The following is a 21,245-nucleotide window of genomic DNA, read 5'->3' on the forward strand; positions in this document are numbered from 1 at the left end:
GTGGGCCGCCCCTGCGGTCAGGCGGCGCGGGTGGATTCCTCGGCGCCGGCCGCGGTGTCCGCGCCGGACGGGCCGGCGGTGGCGAAGCGCAGCGGTGCGTCCTCGATGGGGGCGTCCTGCAACAGGGCGCGGTCCCGGTAGTAGTTGTTCCACAGCCGCCACGGGTCGCGGGTGCCCTGGCGCGGCATGGCCCGGTCGGCCCGCGCGATGTAGCCGGAGGTCAGCGCCTCGCCCATGACCGAGAACTCCGAGCGGTCGCCGTCGCCGGCCACCGGGGTGGCGATGTCGTGCCCGTGACGCCGCATGTGTGCCAGCAGGCGGGCGGTGTAGCCGGCCGCCAGGTCGGCCTTCAGGGTCCACGAGGCGTTGGTGTAGCCGATGACGAGGGACATGTTGGGCACGCCTTCGAGCAGGACGGCCTTGTAGAGCACCCGGTTCGTGACGTCCACCGGGTCGCCGTCGACGCTGAGCGCCATGCCGCCCAGGAGCCGGACGTTCAGTCCGGTGGCGGTGACGACGATGTCGGCCTTCAGTTCCTTGCCGGACTCCAGCCGGATGCCGTCGGCGGTGAACGTCTCGATGCGGTCGGTGACGATGTCCGCCCGGCCGCTCTTGAGCACCTTGAACAGGTCGCCGCCGGGGACCACGCACAGGCGCTGGTCCCAGGGCTGGTAGCGCGGGGTGAAGTGGCGCATGTCGACCCCCTTGCCGGCCCTGGCCCGCACGAGGCCGAGCAGCACCTTGCGGGCGAGCCGGGGGTGGGCGCGGCAGAAGGCGTAACTCGCGCGCTGGAGCGCGATGTTGCGGGTGCGGGCGATGGTGTGGACCAGCCGGGCGGGGGCGCGCAGCTTCTGCAGGACGGCGGTGACCGGGTCGATCTCGGGCAGCGCGAGGATGTACGTGGGCGAGCGCTGGAGCATGGTGACGCCCGCGGCGCCGTCGGCCAGCGCGGGGAGCAGGGTGATGGCGGTGGCGCCGGAGCCGATGACGACCACGCGCCTGCCCGTGTGGTCGAGGTCCTCGGGCCAGTGCTGGGGGTGGACGACCTCGCCCCGGTAGTCCGCCTCGCCGGGGAATTCGGGGCGGTAGGGCTCGTCGTAGTCGTAGTAGCCGGTCGCGCCGACGAGGTAGCCCGCGCTGTAGCTCTCGCGCTCGCCGGTGCCCTCGTTCTCGACCTCGACCGTCCAGCGTCCGTCGGTGTGCGAGAAGTCGGCGCCGGTCGCACGGCGGCCGAAGCGGATGCGCTGGAGGACCCCCGCCTCGGCGGCGGCGTCCTCGACGTACTGCCGGATGTCCGCGCCGCCGGCGAGGACGCGGGCCTGGCGCCAGGGGCGGAAGCCGAATCCGAAGGTGGCCATGTCGGAGTCCGAGCGGATGCCGGGATAGCGGAACAGGTCCCAGGTGCCGCCGACGCGGGCCCGCCGCTCCAGCACGACGACCGAGGCGCCGGGATTGTCCCGCAGGACGTGGCGGGCGGCGCTGATACCGGATATCCCGGCGCCGATGACCAGGACGTCGACGTGCTGCTGCTCCATCGCGCAGACCCTCGCTCTCGCTCGTGGGCACGTGAGCGCGGCAGGGGCGTGGGGCCGCTGCCGCTCGGGGCGCCGACGCCTGCCCGTGCTCGTGGTGACTCCCGTGCGCCTTCTGGCAATTTACCTGCGACACGGCGTTTCAGATACCGGCGGTAACGTGATGTGGGTCACTCTCCCGAAGGGTTTATGCCGCCGAGCGCACGCCGACTCCTGTCCCTCAGTCCGCCGCCGGGATGTGTTCGAGCAGGTGGAGTTCCTCGGTGTCCAGCCGTCCCTGGAGGCGGCGCAGCACCGTGTCGTCGATGTCGCCGTCGTCCCGCAGCCGGATGACGACGGCCCGGCGCTCGGCGAGGAGGGCCAGACTGAGGGCGGTGTGGTCGTCGGTGAGGCGCACCGGATGGACCGCGAGCTCCTCGGGATCGTCCGGGACCACGGCGCAGCGCTGCGCCACCGCGTCCGCGCGCAGCCGGTGGGAGCGCAGGACCGCCTCGCGCACGCTGGGCGCCGTCTCCAGACGGGTCGCGAGGCGCGGCAGGGCCGCGAGCGCGGAGGCCAGCGCCGCCGATTCGGCGAGCCACTCCTCCCGGGCCGCGTCCCGGTCGTGCGGGATCCGCGCCCAGCGCACCACCCAGGGCAGGATCAGCGCCTGCGCCATCGTCACGACGATCACCACGCCGGTGACGAAGACGATGAGCTGACGGGACGGGAAGGCCGCACCGTCCTCGAGGCGGGCGGGGACACCGAGCACGGCGGCCAGTGAGATCGATCCGCGGAACCCGGACAGGGCGCTCACGGTCAGCCGCCGGTGCGAGTACGTCGTCCCGGAGGCGCGGGCGGTGCCCCGTCGGACGACGCGGAAGAAGCCGGCGACGCCGAAGTAGTAGGCGAAGCGGACGGCCACGAGCGTGCCGGCCGCGGCGAACCCGGTGGCGAGGGCGCGCGGGATCTCGACGTCGCCCATCGTGCGTACCGAGTAGTCGAGTTCGACGCCGATGAGGACGAACAGGGAACCGTTGAGGAGGTAGGTGGCGACCGTCCAGAAGTTCTGCGCCTGGACCCGCACCTCCGCCCGTACGGTGCGCGGTCCGCTCCGGCTGAGCATGAGGCCGCACACCACGACGGCGACGACGCCCGAAGCGTCGATGTCCTCCGCGAGCAGATACGCCGTGAACGGGGCCAGCAGCAGGAGCACTTGGCCGCGCAGCGCGTCCCCCGTCACCGTCCTGGCCCGCAGCCACTGCACGACCGTGCCGGTGACGCTCCCGATCAGCGCCCCGCCGCCGTACCCGAGGACGAACAGCCACCCGACGTGCGGGGCGGTGATGTGCTCCGTGCCGACGGTCACGCCGACCGCGATGCCGTAGACGACCAGCGCCGTACCGTCGTTGAGGAGGCTCTCGGCACGCAGCAGGGTGATGTCCCGGCGCGGCAGGAGCCGGGCCACGACGCCGACCGCGGTCGCGTCGGTGGGCGCGACGGCGGCGCCCAGTACCCAGGCCGGGCCCCAGCCGATCCCGAGCCCGTGCGCGACACAGGCCACGGCCGCGGCCGAGGCGATGACCAGCACGGTGGCGGCCAGCGCCACATCGGTGAGGTGGCGGCGGATCTCGCGCAGGGACGTATTGAGGCTCTCCCACGCGAGCAGCGCCGGCAGGAAGAGCAACAGCACGACTTCGGAGGGCAGTTCCACCTTGCTCAGCGCGGGGACCAGGCCGATCAGGACGCCCATGACCATGAGCACCACGGGCGGCGCGACGCGCAGCCGGTCGCCGAGGGCGGAGCCGACCAGCACGGCGACCCCCAACAACACGACGAGCTCCAGACCGAGCACGGCTTCCTCCCTCGGACACGGTGGTGGTACCACTGTGCCGTGCGCCCGCGCAGGTTCCCGGAAACGATCGAGGGCCGGTTTCGGATTTCTCCGAAACCGGCCCTGACCTCGACTCTCACAAGTCGGGACGACAGGATTTGAACCTGCGACCCCTTGACCCCCAGTCAAGTGCGCTACCAAGCTGCGCCACGTCCCGATGCCGTCTGACCTGGGGTTTCCCCCGGCCGTTCGTGCACGAGAACCATACCGCACTCTGGCACCGCGGCAGGAACGGGGGACAATCGGGGCATGGAGACTTCCGCGCGCCGCGATCGTGATGCCGAGGGGCGGGCCCGCAACGCCCGGCCGAGGGACGGGCTCGGGCGGCCGCTGCCGTACGGCGCCGAGGGCGTGGCACGGCAGCCGGAGGGCGTGCAGCGGGTTCCCGCGGAGACCCTGCGCGAGGCGCAGCGGCTGCTGGACGCCGGGATGCCGTTCCACGCGCACGAGGTGTTCGAGGACGCCTGGAAGGCGGGCCCGGCCCAGGAGGAGCCGCTGTGGCGGGGGTTGGCCCAGCTCGCGGTCGGGCTCACCCATGCCGCGCGGGGCAACTCCAGGGGCGGGGCCTCGCTCCTGGAGCGCGGCACCGGCTCGCTGGCCCGGTACGCGGCGCGCGAGGGCGTACCCACGTACGGGATCGATCTGGACGGGCTCGCCGTCTGGGCGCGGGAGCTGTCCGCCCGGCTGCCGGCGCCGGTGGACGCGGCCACCGAGGCGCCCCGGCTCACCGGCTGAGCACGGGCGCCCCTCCCCCCGGGGCCGCCGGCCGGACCCGCACGGATCGGCCGGCTCAGCCGCTCAGCAGGATCACTTCCAGGGTGCGCGGCCCGTGGACGCCCTCCACGCGGTCGAGTTCGATGTCGCTCGTCGCGGACGGGCCCGAGATCCAGGTCAGGGGACGGGTCGGGTCAAGGCGGGGCATCGCCTGCGGGACCGATGCGACGACCTGGCCGGGGGCGCGGACGACACAGATGTGGTGATCCGGTACGAGCGTGGCGCGGCGGCGGCCCTGGTCGGGTCCCGCGTCCAGGACGATCGTGCCGGTCTCGGCGATGGCGAGGGCGCAGCCCGTGATCACGCTGTCCACGGCGTCGAGTTGGGCCGCCGTGGTCCCCGGGGTGTCCGTCACGTGCGGCACCGGGGTGTCCGCGAGCCAGGCCGCGGGCAGGCCCGGCGGGACCAGCACGCTCGTCGCGCCCCGCGCGGCGAGCAGCCGGGCGACGAGCGGGGCGAGCCCGTCGGGGTCCGTGCGGTGCACGAGCGCGCGGTAGTCGGCGAGGTTCTCGTGCAGCAGGTCGAGCACGGTCGCGGGGTCGTCGGAGGTGTGGCTCGTGAGGTAGTCGCGGACGGCGGCGGGGGCCTCGGGGGCGCCGGCCACGGCGGCCCGGACGCGGGCCAGGATGCGGTCGCGTGAGCTCATGCGCGGTTCTTCCTCCACCAGTCGCGGAAGGGTTCTGCGGGCAGTTGGGGCAGGTCGCGGCTGTCGGTCCAGGCCCCGGCTCCGGGCGGGCGCCGGGGGTGCAGGGCACGGGTGCGCGCGGCGGCCCGCTCCCCCGCCGCCATGGCCCGGGGATGGTCCATGGCCCAACCGGCGGCCTTCATCGCCGCCCTCTCCAGGCGGTGCCCCGGGCCGCCCCCCTCGACGACCCGTTCCCGGAGGTGAACCAGGACCTCGGGGATGTCGATGGCGACCGGGCACACCTCGTAGCAGGCGCCGCACAGCGTGGACGCGTACGGCAGGGACGCGTCGATCTCGCTCGTGGTGCCCCGGAGCTGGGGAGTGAGGACGGCTCCGATGGGGCCCGGATAGACCGAGCCGTACGCGTGGCCGCCGGCCCGTTCGTAGACCGGGCAGACGTTGAGGCAGGCCGAGCAGCGGATGCAGCGCAGCGCCTGGCGGCCGACGTCGTCGGCCAGGGCGTCGGTGCGGCCGTTGTCGAGCAGGACGAGGTGGAAGGCGGACGGGCCGTCGTCGTCGGCGGTACCGGTCCACATGCTGGTGTACGGGTTCATGCGCTCGGCGGTCGAGGAGCGCGGCAGGGTCTGGAGGAAGACCTCCAGGTCCTGCCAGGTGGGGACGACCTTCTCGATGCCGACGACGGAGATCAGGGTCTCCGGCAGGGTCAGGCACATGCGGCCGTTGCCCTCGGACTCGAAGACGACCAGGGTGCCCGTCTCGGCGACCATGAAGTTGGCGCCCGAGACGCCGACCTTCGCGCGCAGGAACTTCTCGCGCAGATGCAGCCGGGCCGCCTCGGCGAGTTCGGCCGGCGTGTCACCGAGGCCTTCCGGGGCCGGCCTGCCCCAACTGCCCATCTGCGCACGGAAGATGTCGCGGATCTCGCGCCTGTTGCGGTGGATCGCGGGGACGAGGATGTGCGAGGGGCGGTCGTCGCCGAGCTGAACGATGAGTTCGGCCAGGTCGGTCTCGTAGGCGTGGATGCCCTCGGCGGCGAGCGCCTCGTTGAGGCCGATCTCCTGCGTGGCCATCGACTTGACCTTCACCACCTCGCTCTCCCCCGTCGCCCTGACCAGACCGGCCACGATGCGGTTGGCCTCGTCGGCGTCGGCGGCCCAGTGCACGGTGCCGCCGGCCGCGGTGACCGACTCCTCCAACTGGACCAGATGGCGGTCGAGATGGCGCAGGGTGTGGTCCTTGATGCGCCGGCCAGCCTCGCGCAGCTCCTGCCAGTCGGCGAGTTCGGCGACCGCCCTGGCGCGCTTGTCGCGGATGGTGTGGGTGGCGTGCCGGAGGTTGCCGCGCAGGGTGGCGTCGTGCACGGCCTCGCGCGCGGCCTTCGGGAACGCGGGCATACCGACGAAGGTGCCGCTCATACGTGGGGCTCCGCTTCCGTGCTGAGGAGGATCTCGGCGATGTGCAGGGCCCGCATCGGGGCGTCCTGGCGGTGGAGGATGCCGCCGATGTGCATCAGGCAGGAGTTGTCGGCGCCGCACAGCACCCGGGCACCGGTCGCGGCGGCGTTGCGCACCTTGTCCGTGCCCATCGCGGCGGAGACGTCCGGGTTCTTCACCGCGAAGGTGCCGCCGAAGCCGCAGCACTCCTCGGCGCCCGGCAGCTCCCGCAGTTCGAGCCCCCTGACGGCGGCGAGCAGCCTGCGCGGCCGGTCGCCGAGCCCCAGCAGGCGCAGGCCGTGGCAGGAGGGGTGGTAGGTGACGGTGTGCGGGAAGTACGCGCCGACGTCGGTCACGCCGAGGACGTCGACGAGGAACTCCGTCAGCTCGTACACACGGGGCACCAGGGACGTCGCGACGGCGCCCAGGCCCGCGTCCCGCCCTTCGGCCGCGGCCCGGTCCGCGATGCGCGGGTAGTTGTCGCGGATCATCGCCACGCAGGAGCCGGAGGGGGTGACCACATGGTCGTAGCTGTCGAAGACCCGGCCCATGCGGCGCACCAGGGGTTCGGTCTCGTGCCGGTAGCCGGTGTTGAACTGGGGCTGCCCGCAGCACGTCTGTCCGGCCGGGAAGTCGACCTCGACACCCAGCCGTTCCAGGAGCCTGACCGTGGCGACGGCGGTGGCCGGGTAGAGCGCGTCGTTGACGCAGGTGGCGAAGAGCGCAACTCGCATGGTCGGAGGATATGCCGAGCGCGAGGCCCGCGACAGGACCACCACGTGCGGCCGTTCACCACACCAGGGGCAGCTCTTCCGGCGAGCGGTGGATCATCGTGGGCCGCATGACCACCGGTCTGTCGGGCGCGAGGCGCAGACCCGGCAGGCGTGTGGTCAGGAGCTCCAGGGTCACCCGGAGCTGCTCGCGGGCCAGCGTCGAACCCGGACAGCCGTGCACCCCGTACCCGAAGGCGAGATGGCGCGCCGGAGGCCGGGTGATGTCGAAGACGTCGGGTCTTTCGTGGCGGCTGGGATCCCGGTTGGCCGAGCCGAAGGCGACGAACACCACGGCGCCGACGGGCAGTTCGGTGCCGGACAGGACGACGGGGCGGGTGGTGATGCGCCGGAAGCCCTGGATCGGGCTGTCGTAGCGGGCGGCCTCCTCGACGGCGGCGGGGATCAACTCCGGTTTCTGGCAGAGCAGTTCCCACTGGGCGCGGTGGTGCATCAGATGCAGCAGCATGGAGCCGATCAGGGCGCTCGTGGTGAGGTGTCCGGCGAGCAGGAAGTTCTGCAGGTGGGCGACCATCTCGTGGCGCTCGTCGAGGGTCAGCTCGGCCGCGGGCAGGTCGCCGCCGGACGCGAGCGCCGCGATCAGTGCGCTGCACAGGTCGTCCTCGGGGCGGGCGTGGCGCTCGCGTACGTACCGGTCCAGGAGGTGCTGCATCGCCACGACGTCGCGGGCGGCGGCGAGTTGGTCCGCCTCGTCCATCGGCCGGAACAGCAGTTGTTCGGCCCGGTACCCGCCGTGCACGGCGAGCGGCACGTCGGCCGGGTCGAGGCCGATGAGCCGGCCGATCACCTGGCCGGGCAGCCGGAGGGCGAACTCCGCCATGAGGTCGGCCGAGCCGCGGTCCGCGAAGGCGTCGACGAGGTCGCTCGCGCGCCGGGCCGCGTACGGTACGACCGCGGCGACGCGGGACGGCGAGAGGCCGTGCACGATGGGCGCGCGCAGACGCTGGTGCAGGGCGCCGTCCGAGCTGACCACGACGGGGCGCCCGCCGAAGCCGCGGCCCATCTCGGCGAGCACCGTGGGGCCCGGCAGGACGTCGGGGCGCAGCGCGTTGGCGGAGGAGAACGCCTCGGGGCGGCGCAGGACTTCCCGCACATCGGCGTCCCGCGCCACCAGCCACGCGTCGAGCTCCGGCACGAAGGTCAGGCCTTCGGCGGCCCGGGCCCGCGCATAGTGCGGATAGGGGTCGCGCTGCAGCGCGTCGAGCCGAGCGTGCTCATGCCGGTCCACAGGCTCATCGTCTACGACGTCCGGTCACATCGGAAGAGTGCCGGAGGGGCAGAACGTGGCGTTTTCGCCGCCGGCGCCCCGGTGGGGCCCCGGCGGCGCTCGATGTCAGGCGCTCGGGTCGAGGACGGTGATGAGCCGGGTGACGGTCGCGGCCATCGCCTGGCGGCCGACGGTCAGATAGGTGCGGGCGTCCACCGCCTCGGGATGGGCGGCGAGGTAGGCGCGGATCGCGTCGGTCATGGCGATGTTCAGGGCCGTGCCGATGTTGACCTTGGCGATGCCGCCGGCCACCGCCGCCGAGAGCGCCGCGTCGGGTACGCCGGAGGAGCCGTGCAGCACCAGCGGCACCCGCAGGACGTCGTCGAGCCGGCCGAGCAGGGCGTGGTCGAGTTCGGCGGTGCGGGACGTCATGGCGTGGGTGGAGCCGATGGCGACGGCGAGCGCGTCGACGCCCGACTCGGCGACGAACTGCCGCGCCTCGGCGGGGTCGGTGCGCGCCCCGGGCGCGTGGGCGTCCAGCGGGGCCCTGCCGTCCTTGCCGCCGACCTCGCCCAACTCGGCCTCGATCCACAGGCCTTGGGTGTGTGCCCAATCGGCGGCGGCGCGCGTGGCCGCCAGGTTCTCCTCGTACGGCAGGTGCGCCGCGTCGTACATGGCGGAGCTGAACCCGGCGTCCGCCGCCTGGCGCAGGAGGTCGTCCTGCTTGACGTGGTCGAGGTGGAGCGCCACCGGTACGGCCGCGGCCTCGGCCGCCGCGACGGCGGCACGGGCGAGCGGCAGGACCCGGCCGTAGCGGAACTTGACCGCGTTCTCGCTGACTTGGAGGATCACCGGCGACTTGGCCGCCTCGGCGCCGGCGATGACGGCCTCGGCGTGCTCCAGGGTGATGATGTTGAAGGCCGCGACGGCCCGGCGTTTGGCGGCGGCCTCGGCGACGAGCGTGCCGGTCCTGGCGAGTGGCATCAGTGCTTCCCCTTCACCTGTGTCACGTGGTCGGCCGTGACACGTACGTCGTTCGATGTCGCATAGGGCGGTGTCGCAGTGGGCGGTGTCGCGCGGGGCGGTGCCACCCCGCGCCGGGTCCGCTCAGGCACCGTCGAGGATGACCGAGCGGGTGAGGTGGCGCGGGCGGTCCGGGTCGAGGCCGCGGGCGGCGGCTACGGCGACGGCGAGGCGCTGGGCGCGGACGAGTTCGGCCAGCGGGTCGAGCCGGCCCTCGATCCACAGCGCGCCGGTGGCGGCCACCTGCTCGGCCAGGCCGTCGGGGGCCTCGCCGAACATCCAGGTGGCCGTGCTGGTGGTGGAGATGCTGATGGGGCCGTGGCGGTACTCCATCGCCGGGTAGGCCTCGGTCCAGGACAGCGACGCCTCGCGCATCTTGAGCGCGGCCTCCTGGGCGAGCCCGTTGGTCCAGCCGCGGCCGAGGAAGCTGAACTGCGTTGCTTCGACCAGGCCTTCGGGCAGCGGCTCGGCCAGCGCGGTGCGGGCGTCGGCGACGGCCTGCTCGGTGTGCAGCCCGAGGTGGGCACGCAGGAGCGTGAAGGCGGTGGTGGCGAAGCGGGTCTGGACGACCGACTCCTCGTCGGCGAAGTCGAGCACCACGAGGTCGTCGGCCACCTCCATCACCGGAGTGGTGGGGTCGGCCGTGACGGCGGTGGTACGGATGCGCCCGCGCACCTGGGCCAGCAGGTCGAGCACCTCGGTGGTGGTGCCGGAACGGGTGAGCGCGACGACCCGGTCATAGGTGCGGGTGGCGGGGAACTCGGACGCCGCGAACGCGTCGGTCTCGCCGAGGCCGGCGCTCTCGCGCAGCGCCGCGACGGCCTGCGCCATGAAGAAGGAGGTGCCGCATCCGACGACGGCGACGCGCTCGCCCGCGGCCGGCAGCGCGTCCTTGTGCTGGAGGGCCAGTTCGGCCGCCCGCTTCCAGCATTCGGGCTGACTGCTCAGTTCGTTCTCGACATGGCTCATGCCGGGCTCCCACCCTCTGGACGTGATGCGGTTCCATGCGTGTTTCTGCAAAATATAGCTCGGTAACGAGCACAATCAAGCATATGCGCGTGCGCTAAGGTCACTACGGACGGTTACCGGTACGAAGAACGGAGGGCGCGGATGTCGCGCGACGCCCGCTGGCAGGCACTCCTCGAACTCCTGGTGGAGCAGGGCCGCCTCGATGTCGACGAGGCGGCGACGGCCCTCGGGGTGTCGGCCGCGACGATCCGCCGCGACTTCGACCAGCTCGCCGAACAGCAGATGCTGGTGCGCACCCGGGGCGGCGCCCTCGTGCACGGCGTCTCCTACGAGCTGCCCCTGCGCTACAAGACGGCGCGCCAGGCCTCCGAGAAGCAGCGCATCGCGAAGGCGGTGGCCGATCTGGTCGCGCCGGGCGAGGCGGTCGGCCTCACCGGCGGCACCACGACGACGGAGGTGGCCCGCGCGCTTGCCGTACGTCCCGAACTGGCCGGTGGATCACCGGCGTTGACCATTGTGACGAACGCGCTCAACATCGCCAACGAGCTGGCGGTGCGGCCCCAGTTCAAGATCGTGCTCACGGGCGGCGTGGCCCGCCCCCAGTCCTACGAGCTCACGGGCCCGCTCGCCGGCGGTGTGCTCAACCAGATCACGATGGACGTGGCGGTGCTCGGCGTCGGCGCCTTCGACGTGGTGCACGGCGCCTCGGCGCACGACGAGGACGAGGCCGGCATCAACCGCCTCCTGTGCGAGCGGGCGGAGCGGGTCGTCGTCGCGGCGGACTCCACGAAGCTCGGCCGGCGCACATTCGCCCGCATCTGCGCGACGGACCAGGTGGGCACCCTGGTGACGGACACGGCGGTGCCGGACGAGACGGCCGCCCGCTTCACCGAGGCCGGGGTCACGGTCATCGCGGTCTGAGCGACGGCCTCAACTGATGCGCAGGGCCGGGAAGACCACCGATTCGAGGAGTCCGAGGAACCTGTCCTCGCCCTGGAAGCGGTCCTCGAAGAGGCGTTCCACGCGCAGCATGCCCATGATCATCGGGGCGACGTAGCCGATCGCGGGGTTGTCCGCCGCGATCTCACCGCGCTCCACCCCGCGCCCCAGCATCGCGTCGAGCGCGGCGATCTCGGGGTTCAGGACGGTCTCGCGCAGGGCCTCGCGCAGATCCGGATGCTTGATGTAGGCCTGCCCGACGGCCTCCATCAGGGCGGTGTCGGGCCCGTCACGACGGCCGACCGCCCGGGCCGCCTCGCGCAGGTCTCCGGCGAGCGTGCCGGTGTCGATGCCGGAGAAGAAGGAGCAGCGGCTGCGGCCGAGCGCGGCCGTGACGAGCAGCGGCTTGCTCTTCCACTGCCGGTACAGGGTGGCCTTGCCGCACTTGGTGCGCGCGGCCACGCCCTCCATGGTCACGGAGTCGTAGCCGCCCTCTCTGAGCAGGTCGAGCACCGCGTCGTACAGCTCGAGCTCCCGCTCGGGGCTGATCTTGCTGCGGCGGGCAGCGGCCGTGGCGGCCTGCGTCGACATCGTTCCCTCCGGCGAAAAACAAGGGGCACTCCTGCACGTACGAGAGTAGGCTCCGCTCGTTCGAGACGCAAACGTATCGAGACGTTTGCGTCTCGATGAGTTTCGATCTAGCCTTCCTACGTTTGCTTGTGTTTCTTCCTCGTATCGATCCAGGTTCAAAGGGGCCGGAGAATGTTTGCCGGTATAACCACGGGGGCGCGTCGTCAGACCCGTCCCGCCGGACCGGAGACGACCGCTTCCCGGCCGCCCCTGGTGCGCGAGCTGCTGCTCGTGACCGCGCTCTTCCTCGTGTACAAGTTCGGCCGTCAGCTGGCGAACGGGCACGAGGCGAGCGCCTACGACAACGCCGACCGGGTGTGGAGCTGGGAGCGTGCGCTGCACCTGCCCGGCGAGGGCTCGGTGCAGGGCCTGCTGCTGCACGGCGACACCCTCGTGAAGGCGGCCAACACCTTCTACGCGACCGTGCACTTCCCGGCCACCGTGGCCTTCCTGGTCTTCCTCTATCTGCGCCGCCCGGCCCACTACCTGTGGTCGCGCCGGGTGCTCGCGGGGCTCACGGCCGCCGCGCTCGTGCTGCACATCACCGTCCCGCTGGCGCCGCCGCGCATGCTGACCACGGCGGGCCTGGTCGACACCGCCCAGGTGTACGGCCCCTCGGTCTACGCGGCCACGCCGGACACCGACACCATGGCCAACCAGTTCGCCGCGATGCCCTCGCTGCACTTCGGCTGGGCGCTGATGGTCGCGATCGGGCTGATCGGCGCGACCCGCAGCCGCTGGCGCGGGCTGTGGCTGCTCCACCCGCTGCTCACCCTGCTCGTGGTGGTCGGCACGGCCAACCACTACTGGCTGGACGCGATCGTGGCCGCCGCGCTCCTGGGGGCCGTGCTGTACTTCGTGCCGGCGCCCCGGCCGCTCACACAGTTGCCTGCGGCATCCAAGCGGAGGCGCCAGGGCTCCGTACCGCGCCCCGTTGCGGCGGCCGAGCGCACGCGGTCCCCGCAGGGCGGACCCACGGTGCCCGCGCACACCGGACCCACGGTGCCCGCGCAGACCCCGCCGAACGACTCCACGCCCGTGTCCCACCGGACACCCGCTCCCCCGCGCTCCCCCGCGCCCCAGCTCTCCGAGGCCGTGCGATGAACGCATCCGCGCTGCTCGCCATCCTGCTCTCCCTCGCCTCGGCCGCCGGCTACGCGCTGGCCGCCGTCGGCCAGTCCCGGCTCGCCGCCCAGGGCGGCGGCGGAATCGGCCGGCTGCTCGCCCGGCCCCTGTGGTGGTGGGCGGTCGGCCTCAACGCGGCGGGCGCCCTCATGCACGTGGCGGCGCTGCACTACGGGCCGCTCACGCTGGTCCAGCCGCTCGGCGCGCTCACCCTGGTGGCCGCGCTGCCGCTGTCGGCGTACTACGAGCGCCGCCGGGTCGGCCGACGCGAGTGGCGCGGCGCGGCCTGGACGCTCCTCGGGCTCACCGGCCTGATCGCGGTCACCGGTCCCGCAAGCCCCGGTGACGCGCTCAGCCTGCGCGAGGCCCTCGCCATCGCGGCGGCCACCGCGCTGCTGCTCGCCTTCCTCGTACGGGCCGGGGCGCACTCCGCGCGCGGCACCGGCCTCGGCCACGCGACCGCGTCCGGGATCGCCTCGGGCGTGGCCTCCGCGCTGACCCAGACCGTGACCGCCTCCCTGGCCCGCGAGCTGCCCGGCGGCCCGCTCGCCTGGTGGCAGACCGCGCTGCTCGCGGCGCTCATGGCGACCTTCGCGGTGGGCGGGCTGCTGCTCTCGCAGGCCGCGTTCCGCGGCGGTCTCGCGGCCCCCCTGGCGGTGGTGAACCTGGCCAACCCGGCGGCCGCCGCGGTCATCGGGGTCGCGCTGCTCGGCGAGACCTTCCACGGCGGGCCGCTCGGCTGGCTGGCCGGGGCCGCCTCGGCGGGCGTCGCGGCCCGCGGCGTGCTCATGCTGACCGGCGCCGGACACGCTCCGGCGGACGTGGCGCCCGTGGAGCCCGCCGTGCGCATCGCGGACCTGCCCGCCCCGGAGCCCGTGGTACGGATCACCGCCTGAGGGTGCCCCGCGGCCTCGGCCCCCGTACGCCCGGCGCCAACGCTCCGCCGGGGCCCGTCGGCCTCCCCGGACATCCTCCCCCGGACGTGCGGAGGGGCCGTACCGGACGGCTCACGGTACGGCCCCCGACCTGGTGGCGGGTGTCAGGTCACGCGATCCGGACGGAGAAGCCGTGCCCGGTCGACTGCGACGGCGTCCGCACCTCCGTCACTCCGGTCGCGGGATCGAAGAACCAGCCGGTGCCCGCGGCGGCCAGCTCCGCCGCCGAGCCGAAGCGGTGCAGCCGCAGGCCGCCGAGCGCGACGACGCCGGGTGCCGCCTTCGTGTGAACGGTCACATGGTAGGCCCGAGTTGACGGCTTGCCCCGGTAACCGCCGACACTGGCACCGATGGTGACCACCGAGGCCCGCCCCGCCGACGTCACCTGCACGCGCTGGGTGGCCGACGCGCCCTTGGCGAACTGCCGGGTGACGCCGTCGTCCTCGTACAGCGTGTAGGACGAGGTGCCCGGCCGCGGATAGATGTCGTAGTCCAGTTCGCCCTTGTCCCGCGTCTGCCAGGACGTGGTGCCCTTGGGCCACATCGGCACGATGGATCCGCCCTTCACGAACAGCGGAAGGGTGTCGAGCGGGGCGGCGTAGTGGTCGATGGTCGTGGGGCCCTGATAGGTCCTGCCCGTCCAGTAGTCGGTCCAGGTGCCCTTGGGCAGATAGATGCCGTCGCGGACACTGGTGTCGCTGTAGACGGGTGCGACCAGGAAGTCGGGGCCGGCCAGGAACTCGTACTTCGCGTCTGGCCCCAGGGTGTTGGGGTCGTCCGGATACTCCAGGGACAGCGGGCGCACGGCGCCGACGCCGGTGCGGGTCGCCTCCTTGGAGAGCCCGTACATGTACGGAATGAGCCGCTCCTTGAGCTGGAGGTACTTGCGGTTGATGGAGGCGTACGGCTCGCCGTCCAGCCAGGGCTGCTGGTCGGCGGCCTTGCCGGTGGTGAGGTCCTTGGCCCAGCCGTCCATCGTCATGATGGCGGGCAGGAACGCCTTCCACTGCAGGTCGCGGGTGTACATCCTGGGGTCGTGGCCGAAGATGCTGCCGACGTCGCCGGTGTTGTACGCGATGCCGGACAGGGTGGCCCCGGCATAGGTGGGGATCTGCCAGCGCAGATAGTCCCAGCTGAGCTTCTGGTCGCCGCTCCACAGAACGCCGCAGCGCTGAGCGCCGGCCCAGGAGACGGGCAGCCACACGAAGCCGCGCGCGTCGCTGTTGTCCTCGATGCCGGCCTTCGCCCGGTCGCAGGCGTCCAGCGCGAAGCCGTACCCGTTGCCCACCCAGGCGACGTCCAGTTTGGCCACCCGCTGGCCCGCCTTGACCTGCTCGGCGAGCTTGTCGAGGCCGTCCTGGGTCCACAGGCCGAGTTGGGCGTTGTGGGCCTGGAGCCCCTTGCCTGTCTCGGCGAGGTTCTCGTACCCGCACCCGTAGCCGTCGTTGACGAGCATCCAGCCGAGGGGCATCTGGTTCTGGGTGTAGCCGTCGGCCACCCTGAGCGCGTCCAGGGTGTGCCGCTCGCCCCGGTTGGCGTTGTGCAGGTAGCAGTCGGAGTCGCCCGGTTCCAGCCCGTACACCGGCGGCATGAACGGCTTGCCCACCAGGGAGGTGTACTTGCCGATGACGCCCTTCACGTCCCCGGTGAAGTAGTAGGCGTCCAGGCGCCGTTCCTGCTGCCCGGTGCGCACGCGCGGGCCGAAGTCGTAGACGCCGGGGGTGAGGGTGTTGCGGAACACCCCGTATCCGGCGGACGAGATGTAGAAGGGCTGGGAGTTGTTCCAGCCGCCCTCGTTCCAGTTGGTGTTGTTGCCCACGTTCATGACCTGGTCGCGGTGCGAGAAGCTGCCGTTCTGCTCGCCGCCGCCGAAGAACTGCTCGCCGGCGCCGCGGGTCAGGCTCTGGCGCATGCCGCCCGAGGTCCAACGCAGCGGGTCGGCCTCGGACCAGATCACCGTCCTGTTGTCGCCCTTGTAGAGCGCGAAGCGCAGCGGCCTCTTGTAGACGCGCAGGACGACGTCCTTGGCGCGGATGCCGTAATAGGCGCCCGCGTCAAAGGAGTTGGTGTGCTTCTGCGGCTCCGGCGGGGTCTGGATCATGTGGCTGCCGGGCGGGTCGGTGAACGTCCCGTCCGGGGCCGCGCGCAGCCGCAGCGTGTCGTCGGCGAGGAAGTCCGCGCGGGCCTTCAGGGTGCCCGCCGCGATGTCGTACGTGCCCTCCTTGCCGCCGAAGGCGGTGAGGTTCCCCGCGTCGGTCGGCTGCGGCAGGTAGGCCGTGCCGGTGAACGAGTTGTGGTGCACGTCGTAGGGGACGACGACCACGTGGTACGTCCCCGACGCCTTCGGGATGACGGTCGACTCGGGGTCGGCGGTGCCGGCACTGGAGGCGACCTGCTTGCCCGCGTCGTCGTAGACGTACATGTCGAAGTCGTCGGTGGGGGTGGCCCATTGGACGGAGACCGGCACGCCGCCCTCCGGGTTGTCGTCCCACTGACCGGCGGGCGGCTTCACGGTCAGATCGAAGCGGGCGCACACGGCGCCCTCCGGGTCCTGCGCGGGCGGCGGGCACTTGTCGGGCGAGTCGACGGTGCCCTTCTCGTACACCGGGCTCTGCCAGGTCAGCGACGTGGCCGTGCCGTCCAGGACGCCTCCGGGGGGCGCTGCGGCCTCGGCGTGGGCGGCCGGAACGGCCAGGGCGGTGAGCGCGAGCGTCAGCGCCGAGAAGACGGCGAGGGCCGGCCGTCGCGGCGGGTGGGAGCCGTGCCAGGGGGTCCGCAAGGGTTCGTTCTCCGTTCGTACCGAGCAACAGCCGGGCGTGGCGTGCGCGTTCATGCTTGGAACCGTGGAGTTTCGAGCATCAAGATTCACTGTGCGTTGGGTACATGTCAACGCTTGCGGCGGGGGGCAGGGTGAAGCGGGGTGCGGGGTGGGGGGGTTTGGGGGTGAACGCTGGGAAAGGTGCGGGGTGCTTGTGGGGGGGTGCCCGTGGGGGGGTGCCCGTGGGGGGCCCCGCCCCCGCGCCGGCTAGGGCATGCGGCTGACGGCCCGGGCTGCCCTGAGGAGGGTGGTGGGGTGCCGGGCGTGCCGAGTCGGGTGCGGCCCACGGGTGGTTATGGGCGCGTGCGTTGACCCGGAGGGGCGCGGGCTGCGCGGGATGACAGCTGCCGGGCAGGCCGCCCCGGGGGGACGCGCAGGCTGCGCAGGGCGGCGGGTCGGCACGCCGATCTCGGGGTAACGCACCGGCCGCGCAGGGCAGTTGCCGGCACGCCGACCCGGGGAACGCACCGGCCGCGCAGGGCAACTGTAGGCACCCCGGCCCCGGGCGGCGCGCGGGCTGCGCGGGGTCGGCGTGCGGTGGCCGGGGGGCCAACCCGGGGCGGGGCGTGGGCGGTTACGGGAGGACGAACCAGTCCATGCCGAACGCGGCCAGCAGGCCCACGACCAGCAGCCAGGAACCGAGCCGCGTACGGCCGTTGCGGCTGAGCTCGATCACGACGCCGCACAGGATGAGGGCGATCCCGTACACGCCGACCACGAGCACCGAGGACCGGGTCGCCAGCCGTACGACGAGGATGACGGCCATCGCCGCCATGAGCACCCCGGCCGCGACCATCCGGACCCGTCGAGCCATCCATGGCGCCATGCCGCGCCGGGGCTCGTCCTGGGCGTCCGAAGCGGTCGGGGACTCGGCGTCCAGGTCCGCCAACCGCGTTGCCTGCGGGGCGAGTTGACCGGGGCGGGCGTTACGGTCTGCCGTCGATGCGGGGGCGGTCGGTGCTGCGGGCTCGGCAGGGGTGCCGGGGTCGTCCGGGGTCGCGGAAGCGGACCCCGCCCGCATCGAGGGGGCCGAGGCGTCCGGCGTGGCGGACCCGGCGCCCTCCCCCGCGTCGGGCGCAGCCGGGTCCGGTTCGGCGGTGGCAGCCGGGGTGGCCGGGGCCGGGTCGTGCGGCGTCGCGGAGTCGGGGTCCGCCGAAGTGGTGGGGGGCGGGCCGGCCGACTTGGGTGGGGCGGACGGGGGTCGGGGGGTTCTCGCATCCTCGGCGGCGCCGGCCCTGCCCTCCGCCTCACCAGGCCGCTTCGAGGCCTGGCCCGGTATCGTCGCCTCCGCCGGGCTGGACGCGTCAACTGCTTCCGGGGCCGCGCCCACCGCTTGTTCCTGATCCGAGGTGCTCATGAGCCCGGATCGTAATCGCTCACCCGGCCACGGTGTTCCACCCCCGCCCCGCCCCGGCCCTACCTCGGCGTGAGCCCGCTCACAGAGCGTCACCGGCCGGTCGCGCATGGCCGGACCAGGCCGCGAGCCGGTCGGCGGCCGGGGCGTCCGGCGCGATCTCCACGACCGGTCCGAACGGCACGCCCTCGCCGCGCCGTTCGGCCGAGAGAGCGGTCCGCATGGCCGCGAGCGCCCGCTCCAGCAGGGCGTCGTCCCAGGCGGGGCGCAGGCCGGTCGCGACGGCCAGGTCCCAGGTGTGCACGGAGAACTCGGTGACGTAGACGCCGAGGATCGCGGCACCGGTCAGCGTGCCGAACGGCAGCGTGAATTCCTTGGCCAGCACCCCGGGCCGGTCCCACACCTCGGCCATGTCGCGGGCCGCCGCGTCCCACGGCGCCGACCACGCGCCGTCGGACACGTCCTCGGCGAGGACGGGCAGCGCGAAGGGGTCTTCGCCCCGGCCCAGCACCACGAGCCGCCGCAGGACGGCGAGTTGATGGTTCGCGACATCGCGCACCGTGTAGTCGGGGCAGGGCGTGGGCGCGTCGTAGTGCTCGGGCCGCAGGGCGGAGATCGTGTGGCCCGCAAGGGCGATGGCCCGGTGGAAGTCGGCGCGCGTATCGGTGGCGGACGCGGTGGCCGGGGCCCCGTCGTGCTGTGCGGTGTTGGTCATGACTCCAGCTTCGGGCCTCAACTGGCCATCTCCTGGCCAGTTTTACGGTGAGAATCGATCGTATGAGAGCCGACCGCCTGGTGGCGACCCTGCTGTTCCTTCAGACCCGGGGCCGGGTGACCGTCGCCGAACTGGCCGCGGAGCTGGAGACGTCCGAGCGCACCGCCCGGCGCGACCTGGAGGCCCTCGCCGCCTCCGGCGTGCCCGTCTACTCGCAGCGGGGGCGCGGCGGCGGCTGGTCCCTGGTCGGCGGCGCGCGGACCGACCTCACGGGTCTGACGGCCGACGAGATCCGCGCGCTGTTCCTCGTCACGGGCCCGCTCTCGACCACGCCCGCCTCGCGAACGGCGCTGCGCAAACTGGTGCGGGCGCTGCCGTCCACGCTGCGGGCCGACGCCGAGGCGGCGGCGCGGGCCCAGGTCACCGACGGCCTCGACTGGTCGCGCTCCCCCGTCACCGCGCCGAGCGCACACCTCGACGCGCTGCGGCACGCCGTCGTGGACGGCGTGCAGGTACGGCTCGGATACGCCAGGCCCGGCAGCCCCGCCGACGAGCGGACGGTCCATCCGCTGGGCCTCGCCTCCAAGGCGGGCAACGAGTACCTGGTCGCCGGCACCGAACGCGGGCTGCGCGTCTACCGGTTGAGCCGCATCACCCAGGTCACCCCGACCGGGGCTCCCGTCGTGCGCCCGCCCGGTTTCGACCTCGCGGAGGCCTGGCGGACGCTCGCGGCCCGCATAGAGGAGCGCATGCTCGCGGCCACGGTCACCGCCCGCGCCGCGGCCGACGTCGAGCCCCTCCTGCACGGCTTGTTCGCGGGCCGTCTGCGCATCGTGCGTACGCTCCCCGACGGCCGCCTGGACATCGAGGTGGACGGCCCCTCGGCCGAGATCGTCGCCGCGCAACTGGCGGGTCTCGGCCGGCGCGTCGAGGTCGTGGCGCCCCCGCGGGCCCGGGAGCGCCTGGCCTCACTGGCCGCCGAACTCGCCGCCCTGTACGGCCCGGCGACCAACGCCGCCGGACCCGGCCGGCCCGGCCGGCCCGGCTGATTCGGGGGCCCGGCTGACCCGGGGGGCCACCCGTCAGGCACGCACCGGCTCACGCCCCGCCGTCCGCCCCGGAGGACGACGGCGGCGCGGGCTGGGACGACACGGGCGACCCCTGCGAGGCCGAGGAGGGAGGCTGCGTCGCGGGCGAGGAAGGGGGCTGCGTGGCGGGCGACGAGGGGGGCGAGGGCGGCGCGGACGAGGGGCCGGATGTGTGCGGGCAGGCCTTGGACGGGCCACCGGAGAGCGACTCGCACGGCGAAGGGCTGGACGTCGACGGCGACTCACTGACGGACGGCGAGTCGGACGGTGACGAGGAGGGAGGGGTCACCGGCGGGTTCGTCTTCCTGTCACCGGTCCCCGTGTCGCCCTTGTGCCGCTCGAACCAGGCACCGCTGTCCGGGTCGTACACGACGAACTTGTTCACCACCTTGACCGCGGGCGCCACGACGACGACGTTCGCGGGCTGGTACCCGGGCCACGCCTCCCCCGTCCGCTTCGGTGTGCCCTTCTGGGCGACGGGCGGAAGGAGCGGGTTGCCGCAGGCGCAGCGCACCCTCGGCACACCGCGGTCGTCGACGAGTACCGCGGTACCGGCCTGCAGCACGGCCTGGTAGCTGGTGGCCGCGCCGTCGCGGTAGCCGTGGTTGGTCACGCGGGTGTCCAGCCGCAGCCGTACGGGCGTGAGCGCGCGCAGATAGTCGGGCACGGCGGACGGTCCGATGCCGAGAACGGAGGCGAACGCCTTGTTCTTGGCCGGCTCGTCCTGGAGTGCGGCGACCTGTTTCTCCACGTCGCAGCTGCCGACGTTCCGTGTCCCTCCGTAGAGGCCGGGGGCCGCCCCGTCGACACCGCGCGTCACATTGGCCGAGGCCGACGCACTCGGCAGCGCGACCGGAGAGGACGGCGCGGAGTCACCGCGGGCCGTCGACCCGGTGAACGGGTCGGGCCCCGCCTTCCCCGCGGGCTGGAGCAGCACCTCGCCGCCGCCCGCCGCCGACGTGCCGTGCGACGAGCCGCCGGGGCGCGTCAGGACGACGGCCAGCACCACCGCGGCCACCACGACCGCGGAGATCGCCGCGACGCGGGGCGCCGACTTCCACCACGGACGGGACGGACCGGATCCCGGACCGGATCCCGAGCCCGGCCCGCCGGGCCCGTCGCCGTGCCCGCCGCCGCCCGGACCGTTCGGCGGGCCGCCGCCCGGCGGGCCCGACGGTCGCCCGGCTCCCGGTGGCGGTGCCGACCCGGCGCGGGTCGCGCCCGCCTGGGTGTCGCCCGGCCCGGAGGGGGTCGGCTGCGAGGGGCCCGAGAGCGGGCCCGAAGGCGGTCCTGTGGGGCGTCCTGAGGACGGCGGCTCGACGCTCACGAACTCTTCTTCCCTGCGTAGGGTGATCCGGCGTAAGTGGGTCTTGGCGTATGCGGGTGAGGCGTG

General features: G+C 73.4%; 18 protein-coding genes and 1 tRNA gene. 5 read left to right on the forward strand and 14 right to left on the reverse strand.

From position 1 onward, the window contains the following. Positions 1-17: 17 nt before the first annotated feature. The 3 genes from ACGF3I_RS07040 to ACGF3I_RS07050 form a co-directional block, all read right to left on the reverse strand. Positions 18-1,535 carry a flavin-containing monooxygenase gene (locus ACGF3I_RS07040; protein WP_393129565.1) on the reverse strand — a complete coding sequence of 506 codons (1,518 nt, stop codon included), beginning with the start codon at positions 1,533-1,535 and terminating at the stop codon, positions 18-20. A 217-nt stretch (positions 1,536-1,752) separates the two neighbouring features. After that, complete coding sequence (locus ACGF3I_RS07045) at positions 1,753-3,366, reverse strand: Na+/H+ antiporter (RefSeq protein WP_393129566.1); 1,614 nt, start codon at positions 3,364-3,366, stop codon at positions 1,753-1,755. Positions 3,367-3,488: 122 nt separating this feature from the next. Then, positions 3,489-3,562, reverse strand: a tRNA-Pro gene (locus ACGF3I_RS07050). 92 nt (positions 3,563-3,654) lie between these two features. Between ACGF3I_RS07050 and ACGF3I_RS07055 the strand changes: the two genes are divergently transcribed. Next, a complete protein-coding gene (locus ACGF3I_RS07055) occupies positions 3,655-4,140 on the forward strand; it encodes a DUF309 domain-containing protein (RefSeq protein ID WP_393129567.1) in 486 nt (161 codons plus the stop codon). 55 nt (positions 4,141-4,195) lie between these two features. Here ACGF3I_RS07055 and ACGF3I_RS07060 read toward each other — a convergent pair whose 3' ends face one another. From ACGF3I_RS07060 to ACGF3I_RS07085, 6 genes are all read right to left on the reverse strand, one after another. Next, complete coding sequence (locus tag ACGF3I_RS07060) at positions 4,196-4,825, reverse strand: lactate utilization protein C (RefSeq protein WP_393129568.1); 630 nt, start codon at positions 4,823-4,825, stop codon at positions 4,196-4,198. Beyond that, complete coding sequence (locus tag ACGF3I_RS07065; RefSeq protein WP_393129569.1) at positions 4,822-6,240, reverse strand: lactate utilization protein B; 1,419 nt, start codon at positions 6,238-6,240, stop codon at positions 4,822-4,824. The genes ACGF3I_RS07060 and ACGF3I_RS07065 overlap by 4 nt, the downstream gene beginning before the upstream one ends. Continuing rightward, positions 6,237-6,992 carry a (Fe-S)-binding protein gene (locus ACGF3I_RS07070; RefSeq protein ID WP_393129570.1) on the reverse strand — a complete coding sequence of 252 codons (756 nt, stop codon included), beginning with the start codon at positions 6,990-6,992 and terminating at the stop codon, positions 6,237-6,239. Before ACGF3I_RS07070 ends, ACGF3I_RS07065 begins: the two co-directional genes overlap by 4 nt. A 55-nt stretch (positions 6,993-7,047) precedes the next feature. Beyond that, positions 7,048-8,277: a cytochrome P450 gene (locus tag ACGF3I_RS07075; RefSeq protein WP_393129571.1), complete on the reverse strand. Its 1,230-nt coding sequence runs from the start codon at positions 8,275-8,277 to the stop codon at positions 7,048-7,050. A 105-nt stretch (positions 8,278-8,382) separates the two neighbouring features. Beyond that, positions 8,383-9,240 (reverse strand): ketose-bisphosphate aldolase, encoded by an 858-nt coding sequence (locus ACGF3I_RS07080; RefSeq protein WP_393129572.1) that lies wholly within the window; start codon positions 9,238-9,240, stop codon positions 8,383-8,385. A gap of 123 nt (positions 9,241-9,363) precedes the next feature. Further along, positions 9,364-10,248 carry an SIS domain-containing protein gene (locus ACGF3I_RS07085; RefSeq protein WP_393129573.1) on the reverse strand — a complete coding sequence of 295 codons (885 nt, stop codon included), beginning with the start codon at positions 10,246-10,248 and terminating at the stop codon, positions 9,364-9,366. 141 nt (positions 10,249-10,389) lie between these two features. On the opposite strand from ACGF3I_RS07085, the gene ACGF3I_RS07090 reads away from it, so the two are divergent. Beyond that, positions 10,390-11,169 carry a DeoR/GlpR family DNA-binding transcription regulator gene (locus ACGF3I_RS07090; RefSeq protein ID WP_393129574.1) on the forward strand — a complete coding sequence of 260 codons (780 nt, stop codon included), beginning with the start codon at positions 10,390-10,392 and terminating at the stop codon, positions 11,167-11,169. Positions 11,170-11,178: 9 nt separating this feature from the next. Here the strand turns inward: ACGF3I_RS07090 and ACGF3I_RS07095 are convergent, their stop codons facing one another. Then, positions 11,179-11,778 (reverse strand): TetR/AcrR family transcriptional regulator, encoded by a 600-nt coding sequence (locus tag ACGF3I_RS07095; protein ID WP_393129575.1) that lies wholly within the window; start codon positions 11,776-11,778, stop codon positions 11,179-11,181. Between the two features lie 171 nt (positions 11,779-11,949). Between ACGF3I_RS07095 and ACGF3I_RS07100 the strand changes: the two genes are divergently transcribed. Together ACGF3I_RS07100 and ACGF3I_RS07105 are read left to right on the forward strand one after the other, a co-directional pair. After that, a complete protein-coding gene (locus tag ACGF3I_RS07100) occupies positions 11,950-12,921 on the forward strand; it encodes a phosphatase PAP2 family protein (protein ID WP_393129576.1) in 972 nt (323 codons plus the stop codon). Continuing rightward, positions 12,918-13,838, forward strand: coding sequence for a DMT family transporter (locus tag ACGF3I_RS07105; RefSeq protein WP_393129577.1), 921 nt, complete (start codon positions 12,918-12,920; stop codon positions 13,836-13,838). The genes ACGF3I_RS07100 and ACGF3I_RS07105 overlap by 4 nt, the downstream gene beginning before the upstream one ends. Positions 13,839-13,986: 148 nt before the next feature. Here ACGF3I_RS07105 and ACGF3I_RS07110 read toward each other — a convergent pair whose 3' ends face one another. From ACGF3I_RS07110 to ACGF3I_RS07120, 3 genes are all read right to left on the reverse strand, one after another. Further along, positions 13,987-16,656: a TIM-barrel domain-containing protein gene (locus ACGF3I_RS07110; protein WP_393129578.1), complete on the reverse strand. Its 2,670-nt coding sequence runs from the start codon at positions 16,654-16,656 to the stop codon at positions 13,987-13,989. 613 nt (positions 16,657-17,269) lie between these two features. Continuing rightward, positions 17,270-18,052: a hypothetical protein gene (locus ACGF3I_RS07115; protein WP_393129579.1), complete on the reverse strand. Its 783-nt coding sequence runs from the start codon at positions 18,050-18,052 to the stop codon at positions 17,270-17,272. Positions 18,053-18,131: 79 nt separating this feature from the next. Further along, complete coding sequence (locus tag ACGF3I_RS07120; RefSeq protein WP_393129580.1) at positions 18,132-18,764, reverse strand: TIGR03086 family metal-binding protein; 633 nt, start codon at positions 18,762-18,764, stop codon at positions 18,132-18,134. A 62-nt stretch (positions 18,765-18,826) separates the two neighbouring features. Between ACGF3I_RS07120 and ACGF3I_RS07125 the strand changes: the two genes are divergently transcribed. Next, positions 18,827-19,813 (forward strand): helix-turn-helix transcriptional regulator, encoded by a 987-nt coding sequence (locus ACGF3I_RS07125; protein WP_393129581.1) that lies wholly within the window; start codon positions 18,827-18,829, stop codon positions 19,811-19,813. A 49-nt stretch (positions 19,814-19,862) separates the two neighbouring features. Here the strand turns inward: ACGF3I_RS07125 and ACGF3I_RS07130 are convergent, their stop codons facing one another. Beyond that, a complete protein-coding gene (locus ACGF3I_RS07130) occupies positions 19,863-21,179 on the reverse strand; it encodes a DUF6777 domain-containing protein (protein ID WP_393129582.1) in 1,317 nt (438 codons plus the stop codon). Positions 21,180-21,245: the final 66 nt, after the last annotated feature.

Source organism: Streptomyces sp. NPDC048111 (assembly GCF_043202815.1).
Classification (GTDB): domain Bacteria; phylum Actinomycetota; class Actinomycetes; order Streptomycetales; family Streptomycetaceae; genus Streptomyces.

What these genes read in the sequence shown, in the direction of transcription:
- ACGF3I_RS07040 (WP_393129565.1), bottom strand. Translation starts at nt 1,535, where the DNA reads ATGGAGCAGCAGCACGTCGACGTCCTGGTCATCGGCGCCGGGATATCC.
- ACGF3I_RS07055 (WP_393129567.1), top strand. Translation starts at nt 3,655, where the DNA reads ATGGAGACTTCCGCGCGCCGCGATCGTGATGCCGAGGGGCGGGCCCGC.
- ACGF3I_RS07060 (WP_393129568.1), bottom strand. Translation starts at nt 4,825, where the DNA reads ATGAGCTCACGCGACCGCATCCTGGCCCGCGTCCGGGCCGCCGTGGCC.
- ACGF3I_RS07065 (WP_393129569.1), bottom strand. Translation starts at nt 6,240, where the DNA reads ATGAGCGGCACCTTCGTCGGTATGCCCGCGTTCCCGAAGGCCGCGCGC.
- ACGF3I_RS07070 (WP_393129570.1), bottom strand. Translation starts at nt 6,992, where the DNA reads ATGCGAGTTGCGCTCTTCGCCACCTGCGTCAACGACGCGCTCTACCCG.
- ACGF3I_RS07080 (WP_393129572.1), bottom strand. Translation starts at nt 9,240, where the DNA reads ATGCCACTCGCCAGGACCGGCACGCTCGTCGCCGAGGCCGCCGCCAAA.
- ACGF3I_RS07085 (WP_393129573.1), bottom strand. Translation starts at nt 10,248, where the DNA reads ATGAGCCATGTCGAGAACGAACTGAGCAGTCAGCCCGAATGCTGGAAG.
- ACGF3I_RS07090 (WP_393129574.1), top strand. Translation starts at nt 10,390, where the DNA reads ATGTCGCGCGACGCCCGCTGGCAGGCACTCCTCGAACTCCTGGTGGAG.
- ACGF3I_RS07095 (WP_393129575.1), bottom strand. Translation starts at nt 11,778, where the DNA reads ATGTCGACGCAGGCCGCCACGGCCGCTGCCCGCCGCAGCAAGATCAGC.
- ACGF3I_RS07100 (WP_393129576.1), top strand. Translation starts at nt 11,950, where the DNA reads ATGTTTGCCGGTATAACCACGGGGGCGCGTCGTCAGACCCGTCCCGCC.
- ACGF3I_RS07105 (WP_393129577.1), top strand. Translation starts at nt 12,918, where the DNA reads ATGAACGCATCCGCGCTGCTCGCCATCCTGCTCTCCCTCGCCTCGGCC.
- ACGF3I_RS07115 (WP_393129579.1), bottom strand. Translation starts at nt 18,052, where the DNA reads ATGAGCACCTCGGATCAGGAACAAGCGGTGGGCGCGGCCCCGGAAGCA.
- ACGF3I_RS07120 (WP_393129580.1), bottom strand. Translation starts at nt 18,764, where the DNA reads ATGACCAACACCGCACAGCACGACGGGGCCCCGGCCACCGCGTCCGCC.
- ACGF3I_RS07125 (WP_393129581.1), top strand. Translation starts at nt 18,827, where the DNA reads ATGAGAGCCGACCGCCTGGTGGCGACCCTGCTGTTCCTTCAGACCCGG.